Origin of the sequence: Klebsiella sp. Lac1 (assembly GCF_009825425.1) — a bacterium.
In the GTDB taxonomy this organism is placed as follows: Bacteria; Pseudomonadota; Gammaproteobacteria; order Enterobacterales; family Enterobacteriaceae; genus Klebsiella; species Klebsiella electrica.
Genome location: NZ_VJZJ01000002.1, coordinates 422,123 through 446,981, shown reverse-complemented (window position 1 = coordinate 446,981; position 24,859 = coordinate 422,123). Strand labels below are relative to the sequence as shown.

Genomic DNA, 24,859 nt, shown 5'->3' with positions numbered 1-24,859 from the left:
TTCCTTAATTTATATTTTTACCTTTTTTACGATACTCGTCTAAACGATCAACGAGTTTAGATATGGCATAGGCTGTAATGAACCATACTACCATATAGAAAAATTTCATCGGCCATACAACTGGCAGCATGATGCAAACAATAAAACCACCGACAAAAATCACCGACTGGAAAATATCCCAGATATTTACGATGGCAAACAGCAGCATATCTAACAAGCCGCGTGAGATCTTATTGAAAGACACTGAGCTTCTCCCCAACGATATTCATTATATTGTCAAATGCGGACTGCCCGCGGGTGACGGCAATGTGGATAGCATCCACGAACGGTTTGACCGCAGGCTCAATGAGGAAATATGTCAAATCATAATCATGTGGACGTAGGATCTCGTACACTTCTGGATCTTCATTGGCAAGACTTTCAGAAGTCCTTATGGAACGCTCGCTCATTCCACCAATAAGCATAAGCATAGCTATTTGACTGGTGGCTCTTGCTCCGCTTTTAGCGCTGATGAATGAAAGACGTGCGAGAACGGCACCAGCAATAGTGGCGGAGATTTTCGCTGCCAGGAAGCGGCCTGCAACGGATGAAACAACGGCACGATACACGGCGTCTTGTTGATGAATAGTCAGGTATTTATTGAATTTTTCGAAGATAAGCTCTACAGCATTGATGATGTGGTTATAGTTAAGAATGTCATTATGAATAGCTTGTGCCATTCTGATTCGTTGTGTCTGGTGAGCAAATCGATTATCGGTGTCAAAAAAACCACGAGCAAGATATCCGAGGTCGAGAGGTATAGTTAAAGTGCCATTTATCAATCCCGGAATGGTCTCTGGCGATAAAATAATATCTGCAATCCTGCCGGCTATTTTTCCAAGACTTCCTGCTGTCATCATATCTCCCTAATATATTCACCATATCAATAGCATACCTTTCCCACGTGGCGACAATAATAGATTCTACACATCAGCCCCATTATTTAATGCTGGATTATTTAAAATGGTACACTCTTCACTTCGTTGCATAGGTGATTTGGCATTGATTACATGTCACAAAATTATCTGTTTTATTCTCCTCAGCTATAGATATCCCGGTTACTGGCGGAGATGTAATACATACCATGAATAATAAAGTGAAGCCGAGGGCACTTTCTTTTGAATGAGCATACACTATAACATCAACTGTTCTTTTATATATTGCCAGAGTTTCTTGTTTTAAGATAAAAATCTCACCCTGCCAATTTATGCAATAAACACCAATGCTTACAAAGCTCATTTAACCAGCTCAATATTGACAATTAAAATATTACACACCAGATAAAAACCTTTATATTGCATCGCTTTTAGTCGATAGTACTAAAAGTACACAAGACGTATTAAACAAGACCTCATTTGATGTAAATCAATTACCCGGATGCCAATGAAAATATAAAAAAACAGACCAGACGTTAAACCTGCCGAGGCGTGCATGACATAAGAATGCGAAGGTTATGCCGCACCGGAAGGTCTGAATAACAGCGTGAAAAACTACAGGCAATGGAGCATCACCTTCTGACCCACCTGTCAGCGTAAAAAAACCTGCCATCCGGCTCACACCGTTCACTTAAGATGTTTTGAGAGAACGGGGGACTGGTTTTTTGAGATTCGAACGGTCCACTTTTTGGGCCGTTTTCTCTTTTCCGGCAGGATAAATTGCTTCACATTCTCCCGCATTTTCTTCAGCTTCGTCGGGATCGTCCCCGGTTTACCCAGTGAGCACCAGATCGGTTCATCCTGGATAAGATTCGCTAGCCTGTGCAGAACGGGTAAACGCTGGTCGATATCCCCCTACGCCCACGCGCAATGATAGAGCGCATCCGCCTTCTGCAGCGCCGCTTCGACATCCGCATCGCTGTGCGCAGCGTACTGTTTAATCCGCTGATTATTAGCAGGATTCACCGTCTGATAAGCCATATCGTATGTCTCCTTTTTATCTCTATTTACGTAGTCATAAAAACCACTCAGAGTATTAAAATTAGTAGAGATGGCCAGACATGAAGGTAAAGTCAGGTATTTACGGAGGATTCCGGCCGGAGATCGTCAGACGATATCCGGCGAGGAACAGGCTTAACGAGGAAGTAGTAATGGCGGCCAGGCCGCCTGATAAGGCCATGTGGCGACGCAATCAACGCTTAGCAGCGGTAATCTCCTCTTCTGACAGACCGGTGACGCGCAGCACCGTCTCCAGAGCGATGCCATTCGCCAGCATCATACGGGCAATACGCAGCCCTTCAATTCTCTGGCCCACAATCTGGCCTTCGCGGCGCCCTTTTCTACGCCCAACTTCCTTGAGTCTTTCCGCAATAGTCATCAGCCCCTCCTTATGATGTTGCGGCGCCCGCCGGGCAAGCTCACGAATAAACCTGCCAAAACGGGGGGCATCGCCGGAATATACCAGGTAATTAAACAACGTTTTTAGCTGGCCGTCATTAGTATATTCCTTAACCAAAATGACAATTAGCTGCTCAACCAGCCCCGTCAAATCGCGCTGGCGGATATGCTTTTGCATGAACTCCAGCAGCGCTACGCGTCGGTGCTGGACGATCTCGTCATCCGGGATCACCGTAATATCCACCAGCGGAAAAGCGGTCGTATATAATCCGCGGGCATGAACCGGGTGGGTAAAGCTATCCAGCCAGCACAACGAATACGGATAAGGCGTGGCAATACCGTGATAGAACAGCATGGGTACTACCAGCGGCAGGTGTTTATGTCCGGCATCCAGATGACGCTGCATTGCCGCAATGGCATAGCGCATCAGCCTGAAGGCCATATGGGCATCCGGCGAGCTTTGGTGCTCAATAACGACGTAAATATAGCCCTCTCCGGCGGTGGTTTTTAACGACCAAAGCACATCGGAGTAGCAAGCACGCAGGTCCTCCTCAATAAAACTTGCGGATTCAAGCCGTAGCGTCTGCAGATCGCAAAGCTGGCGTAGCGAGGACGGCAGATGGATATCCAAAAAATCTCGCGCGGTCTCCGTATGCCGGAGAAACTTTTTGAAAACCGCATCATGCGGCGTCGACGTTGAGCCTTTTTGCATGGTAAATGGCCTGCGCGGAGGGACACGAAAACGACTCTACCCGCCGGTAGCCCAGCACACACGCCGCCGCTTATCTCTTTGCGCGCCGGGACGGAAGATATTTTTATCCGGCGGTAATAACGACAATTTTTTGCCTGCCCGCTCTCAGAACGCCCCCGCAGACAGGCCCCGGAGGACATGCTATAACCCCCTATCCCCTTCGCTAAGGAGTCTTTCGTGAGCCATACGCGCGATATCCTGCAAACCTTCTGGCGCGACGAACAGCTGCCCTGGCTGGAACTGCGCAGCACCCGGCAAAGCCGCCAGGCCTATAAACGGCACCGCCATTCGCAGCTCTCTCTGGGGGCGATTATCGAAGGGGAAACGTGCTGTCTGTGCAACGGGCAGGAATATCTGCTGCGTCCCGGCGATCTGATCATTATCCCCGCTCAAGCGCCGCACAGCTGTAACCCGCGCGACGGCCGGCCGCGCAGCTACCATATGCTGTACCTCGACATGACGTGGTGCCGGCAACAGCTGCCGCTTCTCCCGAGCCAGGCGCAGATGAACGCGCCGCATCCGGTGATCCGCGATCCTGAGCTTTTCGCACGATATCAGCAGATTGTGGCGCTGATGGATCGGCAGCAAACGGCAGCGCTCCCCGAACAGATCGCGCAATTGCTCCGGGCGCTCCCGCTCTATGCCGCCCCGCCACTACCGCTGCGCGCGACCAGTTCACAGCTTTTCAGTCGCCTGGCGGCCGATCTACAGCAGCCGCCCTCTCTTGATGCGCTGGCCCACGAGTTCGCCCTGCGCAAAGAGACGCTGATCCGCACCTTTAAGCAGGACACCGGCCTGACCCCCGCCAGCTTTATGAATATGGCGCGTATCGAATTTGCCAAAACGCGCCTGCGCGCCGGGGATGAGATCGCCGACGTCGGCTACCAGGCCGGGTTTGCCGACCAGAGCCATTTCCACAAAACCTTTGTCAGCTACACCGCCGCCACGCCGCGCCAGTACGCGCTGGGTCGATCAATATCAGACAATAATTAGCGCTCCGCTTGCCATAGGCTGATCTCAGGTTCTTTCTGAGGTCGCTATGGACATGTTTACGTCGTTTTTCCCGCCCGCGTTTCCGGCGCTGGCACTCTCCCACTTCGTTGCTCTGCTGAGTCCGGGGCCGGATTTCTTTTTACTGATGGGCTACGCCATCCGCTATCGCCTGCGCGGCAGCGCCGGCCTGTGCGTCGGTATCGCCGCCGGAAACGGTCTGTACATCGTGCTGGCGATTATCGGCTGGGGCGTGCTGCGTCAGGCGCCGCTGCTGTTTACCGTTGTCGAGCTGCTGGGGGCGGCATATCTGCTGTGGATTGGCAGTCGGCTGCTGCAAAGTCGCCCATCGGCGCTGGCTCCCGACGGTGCCTCGGCTTCATGCCCGTCGCTGGCAAAACAGCTTCTGCTGGGGCTGGGTTCTTCGCTGCTCAATCCCAAAAACGCCCTGTTTTATCTGGCGCTGATGACTTCGCTGCTGGGGCCGGACGTCACCCTGACGCAACAGGCCGTCAGCGGAGTCTGGATGACCAGTATCGTGCTACTGTGGGATCTCTTGCTGGTGACGATGATTGCCCTGCCAGCGGTGCAGCGTCGCCTTTCCGCCGTCGTCTGGCGCGTTGAGCGGGCGGCGGGCGGTATACTGATGGCTTTTGGCGGCTGGATTGTGTGGCAGTTTTTGCACGAGTCCGCCGTCAGGCTATATGCTTAAGCCTATGGAAAAAATCGCTGAACTAAAACGCGCCAAACTGCTGGCGCTGTCGCTACTGCTGATTGCGGTCGCCATTTTTATCACCACGCTGCTACTGCCGCCAACGCCGTGGGTCAGCGCGCTAAAAGCCATCTCCGAAGCGGCGATGGTCGGGGCGCTGGCCGACTGGTTCGCGGTGGTGGCTCTGTTTCGCCGTATCCCGCTGCCGTTTATCTCCCGGCATACGGCGATTATTCCCCGCAATAAGGACAGAATCGCCGATAATCTTGGCTATTTCGTGCAGGAAAAATTCCTCGATACCCCTTCACTGGTGGCGCTCATCCGTCGCTATGAACCGGCCCTGATGCTTGGCAACTGGTTCAGCCAGCCGGAAAACGCCCGGCGAGTGGGTCACCATCTGCTGCAGGTGATGAGCGGTTTTCTGGAACTGACCGACGATGCCCGCATCCAGCGCCTGCTGCGCCGGGCGGTACATAAAGCGATTGATAAGGTCGATCTGACGCAGACCAGCGCCATGATGCTGGAGGGATTAACCCGCAACCATCGCCATCAGAAGCTGCTGGATTCGCTCATTAGCCAGCTCATTGCGTTACTGCAGCGCGACAGCTCGCGCGCGTTTATTGCTCGCGGTATTGTCCACTGGCTGGAGACCGAGCACCCGCTGAAGGCCAAAATTCTGCCCACCGAATGGCTGGGCGAACACAGCGCCGACATGGTGACCGACGCGGTCAATACCCTGCTCGACGAAGTCACCCAGGATCGCAGCCATCAGATCCGCCAGGCGTTCGATCGCGCCACCTTAAAACTGATCGATAACCTGAAAACCGATCCGCTGCTGGCGGAAAAAGCGGAGAATATGAAGGCATATCTGAAAAACGATGAGACTTTCAACCGCTACCTTGGCGAGGTATGGGCCGACCTGCGGACGTGGATTAAAAATGATGTCACCCGCGACGACTCACAGATTCAACAGCGGATTGCCGATGCCGGGCAGTGGTTTGGCGAAACGCTGCTCCACGATGACGCGCTGCGCGAGTCGCTGAACGAACACCTGGAGCAGGCGGCACATCGGGTGGCGCCGGAGTTTGCCGCCTTCCTGACCCGGCACATCAGCGATACGGTCAAAAGCTGGGATGCGCGGGATATGTCGCGGCAAATTGAGCTCAATATCGGCAAAGACCTGCAGTTTATCCGTATCAACGGCACCCTGGTCGGCGGCTCTATCGGCCTGCTGCTGTGGCTGTTCTCGCAGATCCCGACGCTGCTACATCTTAAGATTGGTTGAAAATGGTAGCATCACAACGCTTCCGGCGATAACGACCCGATAAGGAGGGAGCAGGCTATGTTATGGATATCGCGACTATTTGCTCGTCATTCCGCGACGCTTGTCTTTCCCATCGCGTTGATTCTCTATGATTTTTCCGCCTATCTGACCACCGACCTTATCCAGCCGGGGATCATCCACGTGGTGCGTGATTTCAACGCCGACGTGGCGCTGGCGCCGGCTTCGGTCAGCGTGTATATGGCCGGCGGCATGGCCCTGCAGTGGTTGCTGGGACCGCTCTCAGACCGTATCGGCCGTCGACCGGTGCTGCTCGCCGGGGCGCTGATCTTCACTCTTGCCTGCCTCGCGACGATGTTGACCACCTCCATGACGCAGTTCCTCGTCGCGCGCTTCGTTCAGGGCACCAGCATCTGTTTTATCGCCACGGTCGGCTACGTCACCGTGCAGGAGGCCTTTGACGAGAAAAGATCGATTAAGCTGATGGCGGTGATCACCTCGATCGTGCTGATAGCGCCGATCGTCGGCCCGCTTTCCGGCGCGGCGCTGATGCACTTCGTCCACTGGAAAGTCCTGTTCGGCATTATCGCCGCGATGGGATTTATCGCCTGGCTGGGGCTGCTGCTGAACATGCCGGAAACGGTGCGTCGCGGCGACGTGCCCTTCAGCGCCGGTAGCGTGGTTCGTGACTTCCGCGACGTCTTCCGCAATCGGATCTTTTTATCCGGCGCCGCCACGCTCTCCTTGAGCTATATCCCGCTGATGAGCTGGGTCGCCGTCTCGCCGGTTATTTTAATGGATGACGGCGGGCTCAGCAGCGGCGAATTCGCCTGGGTGCAGGTGCCGGTCTTTAGCGCGGTGATTATCGCCAACCTGTCGGTAGCGCGCTGGGTGCGGGACCCCACGCGCCCGCGCTTTGTGCTGAGCGCGGTCCCCATCCAGGCCATCGGACTGGCGCTGCTGATTTTCGGCAACCTGGCATGGCCGCACGTCTGGCTCTGGTCGGTGCTGGGGACCTGCTTCTACTCTTTCGGCATCGGGCTGATTTTCCCGACGCTGTTCCGCTTTACCCTGTTTTCCAACGATCTGCCGAAGGGCACCGTCTCCGCGTCGCTGAATATCGTGATCCTCAGCGTCAGCGCACTTTCCATTGAGGGGGCACGCTGGCTATGGTTTCACGGCGGCAGATTGCCGTTCCACATGCTGGCGGTGGTCGCCGGGATCGCGGCCTCCTGCTGCCTGGTCGGGTTATTGCACAACCTGCGCCAACGTTCGGAAGCGGCCATCGAAGCCCGGCAATCCTGATGACCCCGGCACATAACCACACGGAGAAAGAGCAAAGATGAGCGATATTGAACTCAGCCTGCCGCAGCGCGACCTGTTATGCGAAAAGCTAAGAAAATACTGCGAAACCCATTTCGACCTCGAACTGGAGCAGTTCGACGCCGAGTTTTTTGTCGACTTTATCGCCAAAGAGCTGGGGCCGCTGTTTTACAACGCCGGTATCGAGGAGGCCATCCGGACCCATCTCGCCTGGAGCGAGCGGATTCAGGAGGAGATGGATCTGAAAAAGGTCTATTAGCCCGGTCAACGCCTGCGGAGATCAATAAACATACGATTAACAGGGTTATAATACAGGTTCTTTCATCATCTCCCGTGTACGGGGAAGGAAAACCATGTCCCTTATCACCGATCTACCCGCTATTTTCGATCAGTTCTCCGAAGCCCGCCAGCAGGGCTGGCATCCCGACCGTTTTTGACCTTAACCGGCTATGACCGCCAACTGGTGGATTTCGCCGATAAGCAGGTGACGGAGATTGCCTGCCACGGGCCTGGCTCCCGCAGCCCGCACGGTGATTGATATCGGCGGCCAGGACAGTAAGGTTATCCAGCTTGATGAGCACGGCAATCTCAGCGACTTCCTGATGAACGATAAATGCGCGGCGGGTACCGGGCGCTTTCTCGAGGTGATTTCGCGCACGCTCGGCGCCAGCGTCGAGCGGATGGATACCCTCACCGAGGGCGTTGCGCCGCACGCCATCACCAGCATGTGCACGGTCTTCGCCGAGTCCGAGGCGATCAGCCTGCGATCGGCGGGGGTACCGCCAGAGGCCATTCTGGCCAGGGTGATTAACGCCATGGCCCGGCGCAGCGCTCACTTCATCGGTCGACTGCCGGCACAGGGGCCGCTGCTGTTTACCGGCGGCGTCAGCCGCTGCGCGACGTTCGCCGCGATGCTGGAGCGCCACCTCGGCATGACGGTGCACAGACACCCGGACGCCCAGTTTGCCGGAGCCATCGGCGCGGCACTGATCGGCCAACGCCAGAGGCGACAAGGATGACGGTATATCTGTTTTTATTTCATTCGACGGCAGGGATGGTACGGATGCGCAAAGCCCCGCAGGCGGCGGGATTATCCTTTCAGGTCAAGGATATCCCACGCCAGCTGCGCGGCGGTTGCGGGCTGTGCATTTATCTGCGCTGTCTGCCGGGAGAAGAGCAGCAGTGGGTTATCCCCGGCCAAACGGAAGCCATATTTCACGTTGCCGGGGATGATTACCAGCTGCTGGCTAACTTTCCGCAGCAGGCGTAAGGGCTGTCCCTGCCAGGGCGTCAATTATCGCCCGGCGGCGCTTCGCTTGCGCGGGCCTACAGTCGATCGTGGATTGCCCTGCCCCGGTCTGTTTGTAGGCCGAGCCGCTCCCCGCATAAAGCGCGCACAGCGGCAATTTTGTAGGCCGGGTAAGGCGCCAGCCGCCACCCGGCGTAAAGCAGGCACAGCGGCAGTTTTGTAGGCCGGGTAAGGCGCCAGCCACCACCCGGCGTAAAGCAGGCACAGCGGCAATTTTGTAGGCCGGGTCAGGCACCAGCCGCCACCCGGCATAACGCAAGCACAGCGGCAATTTTGTAGGCCGGGTAAGGCGCCAGCCGCCACCCGGCGTAAAGCGAGCACAGTGGCCATTGCGATCCCCCGTCAATCACCCGATCGCCAGCAGCGCGCGTTGGCAGCCTGAGGTTATTCCGTGATGACAAACCGCGTCGGCGCAAAGCAGTTCAGAATCCGGTGCACGAGGAAAACCAGCGTCAGCGTGACGATAAGCGAGGTGGTTACCGAGGTAATGCGATAGAGGTCGCTGAAGATCAGATCCTGGTCCGGATGCAGGTTCTGGCCGAACATAATCCCGATGGTGGTGATGCTGGCGAAACCGACCCCGGCGCCAACCTTTTCCATAACATGCAGGCGGGCGCTAAAGGCCAGCCCCAGGCCAATCAGCGGCATCATCAATATCATATGATTGCTGAAATCATAGATAAGCAATTGTACCACCAGAATATACAGGCAGGACAACACCACGCCCACAACGCGCCACAGCGAGCTTATTACCGCGCCGCGATAGTGCATCGGGAACAGGATCAGGATCCCCGCCATCAGCGCCGAAAGAGAATCGCTGAGATCGCAGATCTGGAAGACCACGAAAATCAGGGTGGCGACGGTGCCGGAGAGCAGCGATTCATGGCGCACCCGGGCGGCGTCTTTCTCGATTCGCGGCGGCGGCTTACGCGGTTCGACATCCGGAATCAGGTAATTCATTAATGCGCTGAGCGCCACCGCCATCACGCAGGCTTCCATATTAGAGAACAGCAGCGTGTGCCAGTTGCTGGCGGGATAGCTCATAAAGTTGAGCATCGTGCTCTGACAGACCACCCCCATCGACCCCAGCAGAAACAGCGGTCCCTGGCTCATAAAGCGAAAACGCATCACATAGAGGCCAAAAACCACCAGCGTCATCACAATCGGCCATTGCGATAAATATCCGACGATCAGCACCATTTCGACGCAGTTTACCGCTGCACTGAACATAAACTGCCTGGCGACGTGACGATTAAAGACCGGCACCAGCGACAGCAGCATCAGCGGATAGACGACAAAGAAGACGCCGTACTGCACGTCGTAGAAGGTCGAGATACTCAGCGCTATCATCCCGGCGAAGGCGATCCGCAGCGTCTGACGAAAGTCATTCGCCGTGTAAACGATATTACCGTGCGGGGTGAAAACGCGAGCCAGCGTATTAATAGACATAGTGCAGCAGGCTCACCAGATGGATCTGCAGACCGGCGAAGGTGCGGGCGAACGGACCGTCGCTGTTATAGAGCTGAACCGTAGCGCGGGCGCCGGTCGGCAACGGTTTGTCCAGCGGTTCATCGAGGGCGACGTGGATCCGCATGCGTTGGGCATCGCGCACCCAGCGGGTAGACTGCTCCGGCTGCGACAGCTGGCCGTTGACCTCTTCCTGGCCGGCTAAAATCCCGGCATCGCTGCTGGTGACGTGCGCCGGAAAGACTTTGCCCGGTAGCGCATCGAAAACCACCGCAGCATCGGTATTCACCCCGGTGTGGCGCAGACTCTTCTCACGAAAATCAGCGACGATATCGGTATGGTTGCTGACCAGCGCCAGCAGCGGCGTGGCGGCGGTGGCATACAGGCCGGGGTTGAGCTGCAGGTTGCTCACCATCCCGTCCGTTTCGGCGTAGACTTTGCTCCAGCCAAGGTTGAGCTGCGCCTCTTCCAGCGCGTTACGGTATTTTTGCAGCGTCACGTTACGGCTGTCGTCGCGCTCCCCGCGTTGAATGAGCAGATTCTGAATGCTGGCATTCAGCGCGCTTACCGCCTGTTCGCTGGTCTGCCAGGTGGTGCGTACCTTATCGAGATCCGCTTGCGAAACGTTTTGCATGGTGCTCAGGCGCTGGTAGCGATCGAGGGTGACCTTATCGTTGCGGGCGGTGTACTGCGCGGTGCGGAGGTTGGCGCGCGCGGCGGCGATCTGCGCATCGAGTTGCTGGTTGCTCAGCTTCGCCTGGGCAAGCGCAATCTGTGCCGCCTGGACTTTATTGATAAACGGCGTCGGATCCAGCTCATAGAGCAGGTCTCCCTTCTTCACCTGGCTATTGTTGTGCACATAAACCTGCGACACATAGCCGGAGACCCGCGGTGCAACGGGCGTCACCACCCGCATGACGGTCGAGTCCGGCGTCAGCGGGATCCAGATATCGGCAACGATAAACCAGGCGAATATCGCCAGGAAAGCGGCAATACTCACCCTTACCCAGCGGGCAAATTTTTGTTCAGGGGTCATCATAGTTTAGATCTTGTTATCTTCTTCGCGGATTGTCCGCAAATTGCAGGCGATGTGATTTAAGGTGGCGCTGAAGGTGGCGAGATCGTCCGCAGGAATGGTCCGGGTGACCCGGGATTGATAGGTCTCAATCACACGGTTCAGATCTTCCAGTATCGACCGGCCTTCCGCCGTCAGCGTCAGCAGGCGTATGCGTTTGTCATAGGGCGATGTTGAACGCAGCAGATAGCCCTGACTTTCGAGCTGCGTGAGGGTGCGCATCAGCGGCGGCAGTTCAATACCCTGCACTTCCGCCAGTTCGCTGACCGAGACGTTATCCCCCAGTTGATGCAGCTGCATCAGCACCGTCCAGCTTGACTGGGTCAGGCCGGTATCGGTGATAGCAGAGTCGATGGTCGCGCGCCACTGGCGTACCACCATCGCCATCCGCATTCCCATCGGGCGGCGGGCGAACAGTTCGTCTTCGGTCATGTTTCTTTCCTCAGTTAGCTGAGAAGAAAATAATACTTATCAGGATAAGTATCAAGAAACGGTGGACGCAGAAGCATTAATTGATAAATATTGTGAATGTAATAACCCTGGCGGACATTTCCCCGGTCGCGCTACCGCTTGCCGGGGCTATGGCCTCGTGGGTTTTGTCACCCGGACAGGTGCGTAGCACCGCCTCCGGGAAAACCCCGCTCGCACTGTCGCTTACCGGAGCCACACACCGTGGGTTTTGTCGCCCGGACAGGTGCGTAGCACCGTCTCCGGGAAAACCCCGCTCGCACTGTCGCTTACCGGGGCCACACACCGTGGGTTTTGTCACCCGGACAGCTGCGTAGCACCGCCTCCAGGAAAACCCCGCTCGCGCTGTCGCTTACCGGAGCCACGACACCGTGGGTTTTGTCGCCCGGACAGCTGCGTAGCACCGTCTCCGGGAAAACCCCGCCCGCGCTGTCGCTTACCGGAGCCACACACCGTGGGTTTTGTCACCCGGACAGGTGCGTAGCACCGCCTCCGGGAAAACCCCGCCCGCGCTGCCGATTACCGGGGCTACGGACAAGCGCAGGGTGAAAGACCGGACTTTTTAATTGAGCTGATCGCGCCGCAGGCCGACATCTTTCAGCTGTTCATCGCTCATTCGCTGCAAAATCCGTCGCGTTTGCTGCCGAAGCCACCATTTTCTTATCATTCTGCCCAGTAATATGAAGCCGATAAACGGCTGTCTTGCCCGGTTCTCATGAAATTCCATACTCCACCTCCTCACCTTGCCAGAGTCTTTATCTTCGCGGATCGGAGGCCAGACAATACAGATGCACAAAACTCTTTTCTTTAACATACAGATTGGCTAAAACGGTATCTGCGTGGCTTTTTTTTCATTCATCTGTACTGGTTTATCTATCTGTATGGCGGCAATAAGGGATACAGCATGACGCGTTACCAACATCTGGCCAGCCTGCTGGCAGAACGTATTGAGCAAGGGCTGTATCGCGACGGCGAAAAACTGCCGTCGGTACGCAGCCTGAGTCAGGAGCACGGTGTCAGCATCAGCACCGTCCAGCAGGCCTATCAAATGCTGGAACAGCAGCGGCTAATCACCCCGCAGCCGCGTTCCGGCTATTTTGTCGCCCCGCGTAAAGCGCAGCCGCCGGTGCCGCCGATGTCGCGCCCGGTTCAGCGCCCGGTGGAGATCACCCAGTGGGATCAGGTGCTGACCATGCTCGACGCCCGCAATGACAAAAGCATTATTCCCTTCGGCGGCGGCTCGCCGGACGTCACTCAACCCAGCCTGAAGCCGCTGTGGCGTGAGCTGAGTCGGGTTATCCAGCACAATATCAACGAAGTGCTGAACTACGACGAACTGGCCGGGCGCCGAGAGCTGCGCGAACAAATCGCCCGCCTGATGCTCGACGGCGGTTCCGTGGTCACCGTCGATGATTTAGTGATCACCAGCGGCTGCCATAGCGCCCTGTCGCTGGCCCTGCTGTCGGTGTGCCAGCCTGGCGACATCGTCGCCGTGGAGTCCCCGACCTATTACGGCACCATGCAGCTGCTGCGCGGTTTGGGGCTGAAGGCCATTGAGATCCCGACCGATCCGGATAGCGGGATCAGCCTGGAAGCGCTGGAGCTGGCATTAGATCAGTGGCCGATCAAAGGCGTTATCCTGGTGCCGAACTGCAATAATCCGCAGGGTTTTATCATGCCGGACGCCCGCAAACGCGCGATACTCACCCTCGCCCAACGTCACGATATCGTTATTTTTGAAGATGATATCTACGGCGAGCTGGCCACCGACTACCCGCGTCCGCGCACCATCCATTCATGGGATATCGACGGACGGGTAATGTTGTGTAGTTCTTTTACTAAAACTATCGCGCCGGGCCTGCGCATCGGCTGGATCGCGCCCGGCCGCTATTACGACCGGCTATTGCAGATGAAATACGCCGCCAGCGGCACCAACGTTCCCTCGACGCAACTGGCGGCATCCATTTTTATTCGCGAAGGCCACTACCACCGACACGTGCGGCGGATGCGGCAGATCTACCAGCGCAATATGGAAATCTATACCTGCTGGCTGCGGGAGTATTTTCCGTGTGGGATCTGCGTCACCCGGCCAAAAGGCGGCTATATGCTGTGGGTTGAGCTACCGGAGCATGTCGATATGGTCTGCGTCGCGAAGCAACTGTGCCGCATGAAAATCCAGGTCGCGCCGGGTTCGCTGTTCTCGGCGTCCGGGAAATATCGCAATTGCGTCAGGATCAACTGCGCCCTGCCGCCGATCGAGAAGCACCGGGAGGTGATGGTGAAGCTGGGCGAGGCGGTGAAGGTGGCGATGGAGTGAGTTTTTCGCCGTGGCAAACTGGCTTGTCCCCCGGTGGCGCTTTGCTTACCGGGGCTACGGTTCGCAACCGTCTGCGGGATGGTGAGCGGGCCAGGCGCGGCAAGCGCCGCCTCAGAGAAGGCATAGACCAGCCTATAGACTTATTTCTTATTCTGCTCGCGCAGCATGGCTTCCCGCAGAATCGCGTTCAGCCGGGTTTGATAACCTTTTCCCGGGCGTTTAAGCCACGCCATAACATCAGCATCGATGCGCACAGAGGCCTGCGTTTTTAGCGGCCGATAAAATTTACCGCGAACCGCCTCTGACCACTGCTCATCGTCCGAAGAGGGGATGTCGCTGTAATCAATGTCATCATCTGATTTTTTCGCCAGCGCTTTGAGTTCGTCTTCACGCTGGGCGGTAAGCGCGGCCGGGTTATCGCGTTTATGTTTAACCATGTTCATAACGACTCCTCTCTTTCTTATCTGCCTTCCGGGCGCTGATAATACGAATGACCTCCGTTCCACTTTCAAAACGAACCGAATGCGCAACAAGAATAACGATAATTCCGTGTACAAGGCCGAGGGTTTGCCATCGATATTCACCATTTTGATAGCGATCTTGTCGGGAAAGATGCTGCGGATCGTCAAAGACTAGTACCGCCTCTTCAAACCGAATCCCATGTTTTCTCAGATTGCTTGCTGCCTTGTTTGCATCCCATTCAAACTCCATTGGCATAGCATTCATCCTGATTGTATATACAAAAAAGTATAGACAATTATCTGAAGATTATACTAACCGCGTTGGAAAAAACCTCACATTTTCAGAGTAGAGTTTGTAAAGATTTCCCCCGGTGGCGCTACGCTTACCGGGGCTACAGGTTCGCAGCCGATGGAGCCAGTAGCCCGGATAAGGCACGCCAGGCGCCCCCGGTGGCGCTACGCTTACTGGGGCTACGGGTTTGCAGCCGATGGAGCCAGTAGCCCGGATAAGGCGCGCCAGGCGCCGCCTCCGGGGAGAAACCGCAGGGCGATTCAGGCTATTTCCCCCGGTGGCGCTTTGCTGACCGGGGCTACGGGTTTCCGGCCGCCTGTGGATCCTCGTCATAAAACACCATCCCTTTATACGGCTGCTCGCGGCAGGCGGCCAGTCGCCGGGCGAGGCTACCGACATGCAGCTCCAGCTTGTGACCGTCGGGGTCGAGGAAGTAATACGATGCCCCTTCGCTGCGGTTCACCTTCCACACCGCCACCCCGGCCGTTTCCAGCCGCGCGCTGAACCCGGCGAAATCGGCTTCGGCAATGCTAAAGGCGTAGTGGGTGTAGTCGCTCTCTTCCGGCGGAGTGACGCGCCGCTGCGGGTCGAGTGACAGGCACAGCCACAGGTCGCCGCAGGAGAGATAGGCGCCGCTATCCCAGCGCGCGTGCAGCCTCATCCCCAGCAGCTGCTGATAAAACGCCACGCTCGGCGCCAGGCTGCTGACCGCCAGGGTCAGGTGATTCAATCCGCTTAACATGACTTTTCCTCTAATGACATCTCGATTTGCTGACGCAGCCATTGATGGGCCGGGTCACGATGCCAGCGCTCGTGCCACAGCATCAACATATCAAACCCGGCCACCGCCAGCGGCGGCTCGACGACCATCAGGCCGCTGACCCCACGCACCAGCCGCTCCGGTAGCACCGCCACCAGATCGCTATTGCGCAGCGTCTCCAGCATAAACAGGAAATGTGGCACCGAAAGGACAACCCGCCGCGAAAGCCCAAGGTTGGCCAGCGCAGTATCGGTTGCGGCGCTGAAACCGCCGCCGTCCGGGGAGACCATAACCTGATCCAGCTGGCAAAACTGCGCCAGACTCAACGACGCCTGCAGCGCCGGATGCCCCGCCCGGCCCGCCAACACGTAGCGCTCGCTGAACAGCAGCCGCTGATGCAGCTCCGGCGGAGCGCCGTCGCGGGTATGAAAGAACAGATCGACCTCGTCCCTCTCCGCCTGCTGCACCAGGCGGGAAGGCTGGAGATCGAAGACCGCCAGGCGGCTGCCCGGGGAGGCCCGACGCAGCGTGTGCAGCGCCGGGAGCAGGATCGCCGAGGCCATATAGTCCGTCGCCGCTATGCGCCAGGTCTGCGCCGCCGTCAGCGGGTCGAAACTGTCGGCGGGGGCGACCGCCAGCTCCAGCGCCTGCAGGGCATCGCGCAGCGGTCCGCGCAGTTCATCGGCGCGGGCAGTAGGCAGCATCCCGCGCGGTCCGGGCAACAGCAGTGGGTCAGCAAAAATGTCCCGCAGGCGCGCCAGCTGGATGCTGACCGATGGCTGCGACAAGTTAAGCCGCTGCGCCGCCCGCGTGACGTTGTGCTCGCTCAACAGCACATTGAGAGTGCGCAGCAGATTGAGATCCAGACGCTGTAAATTAATCACGGCTATACCTGAGATTTAAGTAATTAATTTCTACTATAGCTTCAGCTTACTTACTCTGCAGCTCTCAATAGCTCAGAGGTGATTGCCATGAAAGTACTGCTGATTTACGCCCATCCGGAACCACGCTCGTTGAACGGTGCGCTAAAAGATTTTGCCGTCCGGCATCTGCAAAACGCCGGCCATGAAGTGCAGGTTTCCGATCTCTACGCCATGCGCTGGAAAGCCGGTTTTGATGCCGACGACAGCAGCGCCCCGCCGGTCGGCGAGTTCTGGCGTTCGACGCTCGATTCAAAACAGGCCTTTGAACAAGGTACTCAAAGCGCGGATATCGTTGCGGAACAAGAGAAGCTCCTGTGGGCGGATACGGTAATTTTCCAGTTTCCGCTGTGGTGGTTCTCCATGCCCGCCATTATGAAAGGCTGGATCGACCGGGTTTATGCCTATGGTTTCGCCTACGGCGTCGGCGAGCACAGCGACCGCCACTGGGGCGACCGCTACGGCGAAGGCACCCTGGCGGGTAAACGGGCGATGCTGGTTGTCACCACCGGCGGCTGGGAGGAGCACTACGCCCCGCGCGGCATTAACGGGCCGATTAACGATATCCTGTTTCCGATCCAGCACGGAATGCTGTTTTATCCCGGCTTTGAGGTGCTGCCGCCGCTGGTGTTCTACCGCACGGAGAAAACGGACGAGCAGCGCTTTGCGCAGCAGTGCCGCGAACTGACGCAGCGGCTGGATACGCTGGCGGAAACGTCCCCCATCCCGTTCCGCCGACAAAACCACGGCGACTATCTGATCCCGTCCCTGACGCTGCGCCCGGAGCTGGCGGTCGGGGAAAGCGGGCTGGCCATCCATCGCCGGGTGGATTAAGCGCAGCAAGGCGATGCCCGGCCACCCGGCGTCGCCATTCAAAAATGCTGATTTAGTCCCTGACACGCTTATTTATCCCGAAACGGCTATTTGTTGTAGTCAGACGCCCGCAACTTGGTTTCCCGTCTCTTTCTCATCGGCCAGGATGGTGTATGTTCTCAAGCATCACCTTTAAGCAATCCGGTAACGAGATGAGACGTATTGAGGTAGTACTGCGTGAACTGGAGCGGCTGACGAAGACCATCAGCCGGGACGATCTGGCCCTTGGCTCCAGCGCTTTCACCGCAGAGCAAATCGGTTTTAACCTCGGCCTGGCGCGCAACTCTGTCAGCAAGGATTTAAACCAGCTGTGGAGCGACGGGCTGGTTATCAAAACCCGCGGACGCCCGGTATTCTTTCTGCATCTGCAGGCGACGCAAACCCTGCTCGAACGGCCGCTAGCAGAGTCGGAGCGTGAGATCGGCGCCATTAGCGATTTGCTGCCTGACAGGAATCTACCGTCGATTAGCGATCCGTTCGCGCTGTTGATCGGCCACGATCGCAGCCTGCGGGATGCGGTGGAAAAAGGTAAAGCGGCGGTGCTCTATCCGCATGGGCTACACGTTTTGCTGACCGGCCCTTCGGGCGTCGGAAAGACTTTTTTCGCCGAACTGATGCACCGCTATGCCTGCGAGCATAGCGGTGATAGCCCTCCGCCTCTCGTCTACTTTAACTGCGCCGAGTATGCCAACAACCCGGAGCTACTCTCTTCCCATCTCTTTGGTCATCGACAGGGGGCGTTTACCGGTGCAACGGAGAGCAAGACGGGGCTGATTGAACAGGCCGACGGCGGCTATCTGCTACTCGACGAAGTCCATCGCCTGCCCTATGAAGGCCAGGAAAAGCTCTTCTCGCTGCTGGATAAAGGCGAGTATCGCCCGCTGGGCGCCAGCGGCCCGGCGCGAAGCATCACCGTACGCCTTATCTGCGCCACCACCGAGCCGGTGAGCTCGTCGCTGCTGCGGACTTTTCAACGCCGCATTCAGGTCACCATCGATCTTCCCGGCATCCGCCAGCGTTCGCTGGAGGAGCAGATCGAACTGATTATCGGCTTCCTGCAGCGGGAGAGCCGCAAGATTGAGCGCTCGGTAAGCATCGATAAAACGCTGCTGCTGTGGCTGCTGAATAAGCCGCTGGAAGGCAATATCGGCCAGCTAAAAAGCGATATCCAGTTTTTATGCGCCCAGGCCTGGGCGTCAGGGATGGCGGCGCAGCACGATGTTCTACTGCTGGATGGCAAGCTGGCGGACGGTTCCACTAACCCCACCCAGGAGCAGCGGATACTGGTCGACGCGCTGTTCAATGGTAAAACCCTGCTCAGTATTGACGCCCGCACGCTGCCCCAGCTTAAAAGCCCGGCGGGCGGCGATGGCGGCATCGAAGAGAGCGATCTGTTTTATAGCTTCCTGACCCGCGAATACGTCAATCTACGCAACAGTAACGTTCCGCCTGCAGAGACGCTGGCCATTCTCAAAAACAAGCTCAGCTCCATTTTCGAATATGGCCTCTACAGCCGCGACAGCGGTACGCGATCACCGCGCTATGGCGACCAGATTGAAGAGCGCGTCGCCCTGCTGATTAGCTATGTCGAGCAGATCCTGGGCTTTTCCCTGCCGGAAAATCTGGTCAATCCGCTGCGCAAGCACCTGCTGGCGCTGATCGGCTACGTCCAGCGGGGGCTGATCCCGCAGCTCTACTCCTCCAGTTTAATTCTCGATCGCTGTAAAGATGAATATGAGAACGCCACCCAGCTATGCAGGAAAATCAACGATCTGCTGAATATTCAGTGCCCGGCGACGGAGGTGGTCTGGCTGTGCCTGTTCCTCAAAGAGTGCCGCCATTACCGCCAGCGGATCGGCGTCAGCCCCGACTGCGGCGTGATACTGATCGCCCACGGCGCCACCACCGCCACCAGCATGGCGCAGTACGTCAATCGGGTGCTGGAACGCGAGCTGTTCAACGCCATCGATATGCCGTTCGAACAGTCGGTACACGACACCCTGGATGCATTAATCCGGCTTATGCAGGCGCAGCGCTGGCAGCGGCTGATCCTGATCGTCGATATCGGCTCGCTGGTGCATTTCGGCAGCACCATCAGCAAGCTATTCCAGATAGACGTCCTGCTGATGCCGGACATCACCCTGACCAGCCTGCTGGAGATTGGCCTCGATCTGAGCTACGAGACCAGCGAGCTGCCGCGGCTGGCGGCGCTTATGCAGGAAAAAGGCATCCCCAGCCAGCTGTGCACCCCGCAGCAGGAAAACGTCGGCAAGGTGCTGGTCATCTCCTGCATTACCGGCATGGGCACGGCGGAGAAAATCAAAACGGTGCTGGAGGAGAGCTTCGGCGAGCTAATGTCGCAGGATACCCGCATGGTGATCCTCGACTATAACGAAGTGCGCAGCCCGGAGCGCGTGCAGCAGGCCATTAACGCCCACGAGCGGCTGGCGGGGATTGTCGGGACCTTCCAGCCCGGGCTGCCGGATATTCCGTTTATCTCGCTGGAGGAGCTGTTTTCCGAGCAGGGCCCGGAGCTGGTGTTAAGCCTGCTGACTCCCGATCTCTCCAGCGCCGAGAGGCGGCTGGAGATGGAGCGCAGCGCGTCCCGATTTATCAGCGCCCTGACCATGGAGAGCATCATCAACCATATTTCGGTGCTCAACCCGCAGCGCATCCTCAAAGAGATGGAGGGCGTCCTCAGCCAGCTGCGCGCGACCCTGGCGATCGCCCCCAGCCGCCAGGTGACACTACGCTTTCTGATCCACTGCTGCTGTATGGTCGAGCGTATCGTGATTAACCGCAAACCGTTACAGATGGCGCTGGAAATGAAGCCCGATATGGATACTCACGCGTTTAGTGTCATTAAATCCGCCTTTCACCCGGTGGAGGAGGCCTACGCCATCCGCTTATCGGATGCGGAATATATTTATATCTACGAATTATTGTATAGCTGATCCCTTTACTGGCGCGGCCCATCGGCCCGCCAGTCCCCTCCTCCCCCGCAGATGACACTAATGCTGGCACGGCCTTTGCTCTATCCATAGCGTCTATAAAACGGCGCCAGGAGGCCACCTTGTCATCTACTGTACCTGCACACCCATTACCGCAAATTCTGCTGCTGACGCACGGCGGCTGGGGTACGCCGCTTTGCAACAGCCTGCGCATGGTCACGGGCGAAATCGAAGGCGTGACGGAAATCGCCCTGATGCCCGTCGATACCCTCGGCGAGTATTACCAGCGCGTTGAAGCGATGGTGAAGTCCATGCCGGAAGGCTCGCTGATCCTCACCGACTTTATTGGCGGCACCACCTCTAACGTCGCCGCCCGCCTGAGCGCCGATTATCCGATCGCCGTGATTTGCGGCCTCAACGCTTCGCTGCTGCTGGAAGCGCTGGATAAACGCGAACAGGGGCCGCTGACCGGCTGCGTCAACGAGCTGGTGGAAGCTGGACGCAGCAGCTGTCGCGACGTCGTCGCCCACGCGAACCAGTTAAATCATTAAGGAGCCCTTCATGGCAAAAATCGTTTTATGTCGTATCGATAGCCGTCTGATTCACGGCCAGGTTGTCACCAAGTGGGTCGGCCAGTCGCAGGCGAACCGTATCGCCGTGGTCAGCGACGAGCTCGACGCCGATCCGTTTATGAAAAATATCTACCTGATGGCGGCGCCGCCGAATATCAAAGTCGACTGTTTCAGCAATGCCGGCTTTACCGCAGCCTGGCGGGAGAACCAGCTTGGCGAAGGAAACGTGCTGGTGCTGTTTCCGTCCCTCAGCGCAATCCAGCAGGCCGTGCAGCAGGGTTTCGACATCACCACGATCCAGGTCGGCGGACTTGGCGGCGGGCCAAACCGGAAAGCCGTATTTCAGAACATCACCCTCGATGAAAAAGACGTCGGGATCCTGGGTGAGCTGAAAAACAGCGGAATTCAGGTGTTCTTCCAGACGATCCCGGAAGATAAGCCACAGTCACTGGACGACATCCTGAAAAAATTCTAACCAGTTGATAAGCAGGTAAAAACTATGGACACATTGCTTTTTGCGAGCCTGATGGGACTCTATTACTGGTTCGCTCGATTACGTTTAGGCTATACCTTCTCCGCCATGCTGCTGCAGCCCGTCGTGGTTGCCGTTTTCGTCGGCCTGCTGCTGGGCGATATGAAGACCGCGATGATCATCGGCGCAGGTATGCAGTTGGTGTATCTGGGCGTCACCTCGACGCCGGGCGGTAACGTCCCGTCTGATCCGGCGCTGGCCGCCTGTATCGCCATACCTATTGCCGTAAAGGCGGGGATGGAGCCGAACCTGGCGATCGCGCTGGCGATTCCGTTTGGCGTGATCGGGGTATTCCTCGATCAGCTACGTCGGACGCTGAACGCAGCATGGGTCCATATGGCTGATAAACATGCCGAAAGCGCCAATATGGCGGGGATCATGCGCTGCGCCTTTATCTACCCAGCCCTGCTTGGGTTGCTGCTGCGCTTCCCGGTGGTCTTTGCCGCCAACTACTTCGGACAAAACGTGGTCGAGAAGTTCCTCAAGCTAATGCCGCATTGGCTGACCCACTCGTTTGAAATTATGGGCGGCATCCTGCCCGCGCTGGGCTTCGCCATCACCATCATGGTGATTGGTAAGAAGAGCCTGCTGCCCTGGTTTATCGGCGGATTCTTTGCGGTGCTCTACCTGAAGGTGGACATCATGGCGATGGCGATTTTCGGTACCTGCGTGGCCTTCCTGATTAAAGGCCTCGCCAAAAATGAAGGGGCGGCATAATGAGTAGCGATGTCATGCAACATGAGCTGGTTGAACGGGCCCGCGAAAGCCGGGCGCTGAGCAAGGCCGATATCACCAGGGCCTGGCTGATTTACTGGCTGGGGGCGGAAGTCTCCAGCTCCTACGAGCGTCTGCAAAGCCTGGTGTTCTGCGCCTCGATGACGCCGATTATCAAAAAGCTGTATCCGGAGAAAGAAGAACAGGCCGAGGCCCTGAAACGCCACCTGAACTTCTTTAACTCCGAGCAAACTTTCGGCTCGGTTATCCAGGGTATATCTATCGCCATGGAAGAGCAGAAAACCCGCGGCGAACCGATTAGCGACGCCTCCATTACCGGCATCAAAACCGGCCTGATGGGGCCGCTGGCCGGAATGGGCGACTCAATAATCTGGGCCGCAGTTATGCCGCTGCTAATTGCGATCTTTATCCCCTTTGCCGCCAACGGCAGCGCCTTCGGCGGTATTGCGCCGCTGATCCTCTATCCGGCAATCACCATGGCGATAAGCTACGGGCTGGTGCATAAAGGCTACACCCTCGGGCGTGATTCGATAATTGGCCTGCTGCAAGGGGGGCGCATTAAGGAGCTCATCTACGGCGCCAACGTGTTGGGTCTGATCATGATGGGCGCGCTTTCGGCAAGCTATGTCAAAATCACCACGCCGCTGAAAATCAGCGCGCTGAAAGGCTCTGATGTGGTGGTGCAGCAGATCCTCGACTCTATTGCTCCGGGTCTGCTGCCGCTGGCGGCGGTCTTTGCCGTCTACTTCTATCTGCTGAAAAAGGGTCCGCGCTACACCACGATTTTACTGTCTATTGTCGCAATCAGCATCGTTTGTTCACTGACGGGAGTGCTGTAGGCCATGAACGGTAATATTTATCAACAGCTCGGACTAAAGCGGGTAATTAACGCCTGCGGCAAAATGACGATCCTCGGCGTATCGTCCGTTGACCCGGAGGTGATGCAGGCCGCCACCGAAGCCGCCAGAGCATTCGTTGAAATCGATAAGCTCACCGACCGAGCCGGGGAACTTATCTCCACCCACACCGGCGCCGAGGATAGCTACCTGACGTCGTGCGCCTCGGCGGGAATTGCTATCGCGGTAGCGGCGGCGATCACCCGCGGCGAGCCGGATAAGGTCGCGCAGATGCCGGACAGCAGCGGTCTGGCAAACGAAATCATTATCCTGCGCGGTCACAACGTCGATTACGGCGCGCCGATTACCAGCGCGATTCGACTCGGCGGAGGACGGATTGTCGAGGTCGGGTCCAGCAATCTCGCCGCACGCTGGCAACTGGAGAGTGCCGTCAGCGAGCGTACGGCGGCGCTACTATTTGTCAAATCGCACCACTGCGTGCAAAAAGGGATGCTGGGCATTGACGACTTTCTGCAGGTTGCCCGCCAGCATAACCTGCCGCTGATTATCGATGCCGCCGCCGAAGAGGATCTTCGGCAGTGGGTTGCGACCGGCGCAGATATGGTGATTTACAGTGGCGCCAAAGCCTTCAATGCCCCAACCTCCGGCTTTGTTAGCGGAAAAAGAAACTGGATCGCGGCCTGCAAAGCGCAGCATAACGGCATCGCCAGAGCGATGAAGGTTGGCAAAGAAAATATGGTGGGCCTGGTGTACGCCCTCAACCGCTATCAGTCGGCCGCTCCAGCGCCCGATGCGACCACCCTGCGTCCCTTCGCCGAGGCGATATCCGCCCTACGCGGGCTGAAGGCGGATATCGAACAGGATGAGGCAGGACGGGCCATCTGGCGCATTCGGGTCAGGGTCGATAAAGAAGCCCTGGGCCTCAACGCCAACGAAGTCGAAGCCAGGCTACGCGGTGGCGAAATTGCCATTTATGCCCGCCGCTACGCTTTGCATCAGGGCGTGTTTAGCCTTGATCCGCGGACCATTGCCGAAGGTGAGATGCCGCTTATTATCGCGCGACTCAAGGAGATTACCGAACATGCAGCAGATTAACTTTTACCGCCGACGGGTCGCGATTAACGTTCTGGCAAAAGATATCGCCAACGCCCGTGAGATTTACGACGCCGCCGAAGGCCATGCGGTGATCGGCGTTTTATCCGCACAATTTTCTACCGTGGATGAAGGTGTGGCAGAAGTGCGCCGTTGGATGACAGAAATTCCCGCTATTTCCGTCGGCCTGGGGGCAGGCGATCCGGCACAGTTCTATAAAGCGGCGATGATTTCGGCGAAGCTTCATCCCGCCCATGTTAATCAGACCTTTACCGGCTGCGGCTTTGCCGCAGGCGCGCTGGCCGCCACCGGCGGGCAAAACACGCGGATCAATGCGTTGATAAGCCCCACCGGCAGGCCCGGAGAGGTACTTATCTCGACTGGAGTCAGCAGCGCGCAGGGAACGCCGGCCAAGGTCTCCGCCGATGCGGCGGTGAGGATGATTCAGGATATGGGCGCGCACGCTGCAAAATTCTTTCCTATGGACGGCGAACGCTCCCTGGACGAGCTAAAGCTCCTCGCCCAAAGCGCCGCGCAAAACGGCATGACGCTGATTGAACCCACCGGCGGTATCGACCTGAATAACTTCGCCGCCATTCTGCAGGCCTGCCTGCAGGCCGGCGTTGCGCAGGTGATGCCGCATATCTACAGCTCAATCATCGACCCGCAGAGCGGGAATACCCGCCCGGAAGATATTCGCCAGCTGATGAGTATCGTGAAGGATCTTGTCGATTAAAGACTCGGCCGC

Annotated in this window: 26 protein-coding genes and 4 pseudogenes; 17 read left to right on the top strand and 13 right to left on the bottom strand. The window is 57.4% G+C overall.

Annotated elements, in window-relative coordinates; translation table 11 throughout:
• Nucleotides 1–4: 4 nt before the first annotated feature.
• The 5 genes and pseudogenes from FNY10_RS17540 to FNY10_RS17525 form a co-directional block, all read right to left on the bottom strand.
• The gene (locus FNY10_RS17540) at nucleotides 5–244 is read right to left on the bottom strand and encodes a hypothetical protein (RefSeq protein ID WP_141965370.1); all 240 of its coding nucleotides are present in this window, start codon (nucleotides 242–244) and stop codon (nucleotides 5–7) included.
• Nucleotides 231–899 (bottom strand): hypothetical protein, encoded by a 669-nt coding sequence (locus tag FNY10_RS17535; protein WP_141965371.1) that lies wholly within the window; start codon nucleotides 897–899, stop codon nucleotides 231–233. The genes FNY10_RS17540 and FNY10_RS17535 overlap by 14 nt, the downstream gene beginning before the upstream one ends.
• A 702-nt stretch (nucleotides 900–1,601) precedes the next feature.
• Nucleotides 1,602–1,784: pseudogene (locus tag FNY10_RS17530) on the bottom strand (IS4 family transposase); the annotation flags it as partial.
• A 48-nt stretch (nucleotides 1,785–1,832) separates the two neighbouring features.
• Nucleotides 1,833–1,955 (bottom strand): annotated as a pseudogene (locus FNY10_RS27055) (hypothetical protein); the annotation flags it as partial.
• A gap of 211 nt (nucleotides 1,956–2,166) precedes the next feature.
• The gene (locus FNY10_RS17525) at nucleotides 2,167–3,084 is read right to left on the bottom strand and encodes an Rpn family recombination-promoting nuclease/putative transposase (protein WP_160702338.1); all 918 of its coding nucleotides are present in this window, start codon (nucleotides 3,082–3,084) and stop codon (nucleotides 2,167–2,169) included.
• A gap of 216 nt (nucleotides 3,085–3,300) precedes the next feature.
• Between FNY10_RS17525 and FNY10_RS17520 the strand changes: the two genes are divergently transcribed.
• The 8 genes and pseudogenes from FNY10_RS17520 (at nucleotide 3,301) to FNY10_RS17490 (ending at nucleotide 8,700) form a co-directional block, all read left to right on the top strand.
• The gene (locus FNY10_RS17520) at nucleotides 3,301–4,116 is read left to right on the top strand and encodes an AraC family transcriptional regulator (RefSeq protein ID WP_141965373.1); all 816 of its coding nucleotides are present in this window, start codon (nucleotides 3,301–3,303) and stop codon (nucleotides 4,114–4,116) included.
• 46 nt (nucleotides 4,117–4,162) lie between these two features.
• Entirely contained in the window at nucleotides 4,163–4,825 is a 663-nt protein-coding gene (locus FNY10_RS17515; protein WP_131049486.1) for a LysE family translocator, read from the top strand.
• A complete protein-coding gene (locus FNY10_RS17510) occupies nucleotides 4,818–6,110 on the top strand; it encodes a DUF445 domain-containing protein (protein ID WP_100684667.1) in 1,293 nt (430 codons plus the stop codon). The genes FNY10_RS17515 and FNY10_RS17510 overlap by 8 nt, the downstream gene beginning before the upstream one ends.
• A gap of 57 nt (nucleotides 6,111–6,167) precedes the next feature.
• Complete coding sequence (gene mdtM / locus FNY10_RS17505; RefSeq protein WP_141965374.1) at nucleotides 6,168–7,412, top strand: multidrug efflux MFS transporter MdtM; 1,245 nt, start codon at nucleotides 6,168–6,170, stop codon at nucleotides 7,410–7,412.
• Nucleotides 7,413–7,449: 37 nt separating this feature from the next.
• Nucleotides 7,450–7,689, top strand: coding sequence for a DUF2164 domain-containing protein (locus tag FNY10_RS17500; protein WP_141965375.1), 240 nt, complete (start codon nucleotides 7,450–7,452; stop codon nucleotides 7,687–7,689).
• Nucleotides 7,690–7,783: 94 nt separating this feature from the next.
• Nucleotides 7,784–7,849: pseudogene (locus FNY10_RS27050) on the top strand (hypothetical protein); the annotation flags it as partial.
• Nucleotides 7,840–8,449 (top strand): annotated as a pseudogene (locus FNY10_RS17495) (acyl-CoA dehydratase activase); the annotation flags it as partial. The pseudogenes FNY10_RS27050 and FNY10_RS17495, both read left to right, overlap by 10 nt.
• On the top strand, nucleotides 8,446–8,700 hold the full coding sequence (locus FNY10_RS17490; protein ID WP_141965376.1) for a DUF3343 domain-containing protein: 255 nt from the start codon (nucleotides 8,446–8,448) through the stop codon (nucleotides 8,698–8,700). The pseudogene FNY10_RS17495 and the gene FNY10_RS17490, both read left to right, overlap by 4 nt.
• Nucleotides 8,701–9,123: 423 nt before the next feature.
• On the opposite strand, the gene FNY10_RS17485 is transcribed toward FNY10_RS17490, so the two are convergent.
• From FNY10_RS17485 to FNY10_RS17470, 4 genes are all read right to left on the bottom strand, one after another.
• On the bottom strand, nucleotides 9,124–10,188 hold the full coding sequence (locus FNY10_RS17485) for a DUF2955 domain-containing protein (protein WP_141965377.1): 1,065 nt from the start codon (nucleotides 10,186–10,188) through the stop codon (nucleotides 9,124–9,126).
• Nucleotides 10,178–11,245: an HlyD family secretion protein gene (locus FNY10_RS17480; RefSeq protein WP_141965378.1), complete on the bottom strand. Its 1,068-nt coding sequence runs from the start codon at nucleotides 11,243–11,245 to the stop codon at nucleotides 10,178–10,180. The genes FNY10_RS17485 and FNY10_RS17480 overlap by 11 nt, the downstream gene beginning before the upstream one ends.
• 3 nt (nucleotides 11,246–11,248) lie before the next feature.
• Nucleotides 11,249–11,713, bottom strand: coding sequence for a MarR family transcriptional regulator (locus FNY10_RS17475; protein WP_141965379.1), 465 nt, complete (start codon nucleotides 11,711–11,713; stop codon nucleotides 11,249–11,251).
• A gap of 598 nt (nucleotides 11,714–12,311) precedes the next feature.
• Nucleotides 12,312–12,476, bottom strand: coding sequence for a DUF1127 domain-containing protein (locus FNY10_RS17470; protein ID WP_100684675.1), 165 nt, complete (start codon nucleotides 12,474–12,476; stop codon nucleotides 12,312–12,314).
• A 177-nt stretch (nucleotides 12,477–12,653) separates the two neighbouring features.
• On the opposite strand from FNY10_RS17470, the gene FNY10_RS17465 reads away from it, so the two are divergent.
• A complete protein-coding gene (locus FNY10_RS17465) occupies nucleotides 12,654–14,066 on the top strand; it encodes a PLP-dependent aminotransferase family protein (RefSeq protein ID WP_100684676.1) in 1,413 nt (470 codons plus the stop codon).
• A gap of 140 nt (nucleotides 14,067–14,206) precedes the next feature.
• Here the strand turns inward: FNY10_RS17465 and FNY10_RS17460 are convergent, their stop codons facing one another.
• The 4 genes from FNY10_RS17460 to FNY10_RS17445 form a co-directional block, all read right to left on the bottom strand.
• Nucleotides 14,207–14,509 (bottom strand): BrnA antitoxin family protein, encoded by a 303-nt coding sequence (locus FNY10_RS17460; RefSeq protein WP_141965380.1) that lies wholly within the window; start codon nucleotides 14,507–14,509, stop codon nucleotides 14,207–14,209.
• Nucleotides 14,496–14,783 carry a BrnT family toxin gene (locus FNY10_RS17455; protein ID WP_131049471.1) on the bottom strand — a complete coding sequence of 96 codons (288 nt, stop codon included), beginning with the start codon at nucleotides 14,781–14,783 and terminating at the stop codon, nucleotides 14,496–14,498. Before FNY10_RS17455 ends, FNY10_RS17460 begins: the two co-directional genes overlap by 14 nt.
• A 334-nt stretch (nucleotides 14,784–15,117) precedes the next feature.
• Entirely contained in the window at nucleotides 15,118–15,561 is a 444-nt protein-coding gene (locus FNY10_RS17450) for a FosA family fosfomycin resistance glutathione transferase (RefSeq protein WP_141965381.1), read from the bottom strand.
• A complete protein-coding gene (locus tag FNY10_RS17445) occupies nucleotides 15,555–16,463 on the bottom strand; it encodes a LysR family transcriptional regulator (RefSeq protein WP_141965382.1) in 909 nt (302 codons plus the stop codon). The genes FNY10_RS17450 and FNY10_RS17445 overlap by 7 nt, the downstream gene beginning before the upstream one ends.
• 87 nt (nucleotides 16,464–16,550) lie before the next feature.
• Here FNY10_RS17445 and FNY10_RS17440 point away from each other — a divergent pair, with 87 nt between their 5' ends.
• The 8 genes from FNY10_RS17440 to dagF all read left to right on the top strand — a co-directional run bounded on the left by FNY10_RS17440 (nucleotide 16,551) and on the right by dagF (nucleotide 24,847).
• Nucleotides 16,551–17,333 (top strand): NAD(P)H-dependent oxidoreductase, encoded by a 783-nt coding sequence (locus tag FNY10_RS17440; RefSeq protein ID WP_141965383.1) that lies wholly within the window; start codon nucleotides 16,551–16,553, stop codon nucleotides 17,331–17,333.
• Between the two features lie 191 nt (nucleotides 17,334–17,524).
• Nucleotides 17,525–20,326 (top strand): transcriptional regulator DagR, encoded by a 2,802-nt coding sequence (dagR, locus tag FNY10_RS17435; RefSeq protein WP_160702578.1) that lies wholly within the window; start codon nucleotides 17,525–17,527, stop codon nucleotides 20,324–20,326.
• Nucleotides 20,327–20,445: 119 nt separating this feature from the next.
• Nucleotides 20,446–20,874 carry a PTS sugar transporter subunit IIA gene (locus FNY10_RS17430; RefSeq protein ID WP_160702340.1) on the top strand — a complete coding sequence of 143 codons (429 nt, stop codon included), beginning with the start codon at nucleotides 20,446–20,448 and terminating at the stop codon, nucleotides 20,872–20,874.
• A 10-nt stretch (nucleotides 20,875–20,884) separates the two neighbouring features.
• Entirely contained in the window at nucleotides 20,885–21,370 is a 486-nt protein-coding gene (locus tag FNY10_RS17425; RefSeq protein ID WP_141965385.1) for a PTS system mannose/fructose/N-acetylgalactosamine-transporter subunit IIB, read from the top strand.
• 24 nt (nucleotides 21,371–21,394) lie between these two features.
• Nucleotides 21,395–22,144 carry a PTS mannose/fructose/sorbose/N-acetylgalactosamine transporter subunit IIC gene (locus FNY10_RS17420; protein WP_100684689.1) on the top strand — a complete coding sequence of 250 codons (750 nt, stop codon included), beginning with the start codon at nucleotides 21,395–21,397 and terminating at the stop codon, nucleotides 22,142–22,144.
• Nucleotides 22,141–23,001, top strand: a complete 861-nt coding sequence (locus FNY10_RS17415) for a PTS system mannose/fructose/sorbose family transporter subunit IID (RefSeq protein ID WP_160702579.1) — start codon at nucleotides 22,141–22,143, stop codon at nucleotides 22,999–23,001. The genes FNY10_RS17420 and FNY10_RS17415 overlap by 4 nt, the downstream gene beginning before the upstream one ends.
• Before the next feature lie 3 nt (nucleotides 23,002–23,004).
• Nucleotides 23,005–24,114 carry a D-glucosaminate-6-phosphate ammonia lyase gene (gene dgaE / locus FNY10_RS17410; protein ID WP_141965386.1) on the top strand — a complete coding sequence of 370 codons (1,110 nt, stop codon included), beginning with the start codon at nucleotides 23,005–23,007 and terminating at the stop codon, nucleotides 24,112–24,114.
• The gene (dagF, locus tag FNY10_RS17405) at nucleotides 24,101–24,847 is read left to right on the top strand and encodes a 2-dehydro-3-deoxy-phosphogluconate aldolase (protein ID WP_141965387.1); all 747 of its coding nucleotides are present in this window, start codon (nucleotides 24,101–24,103) and stop codon (nucleotides 24,845–24,847) included. Before dgaE ends, dagF begins: the two co-directional genes overlap by 14 nt.
• The last annotated feature ends 12 nt before the right edge of the window (nucleotides 24,848–24,859 follow it).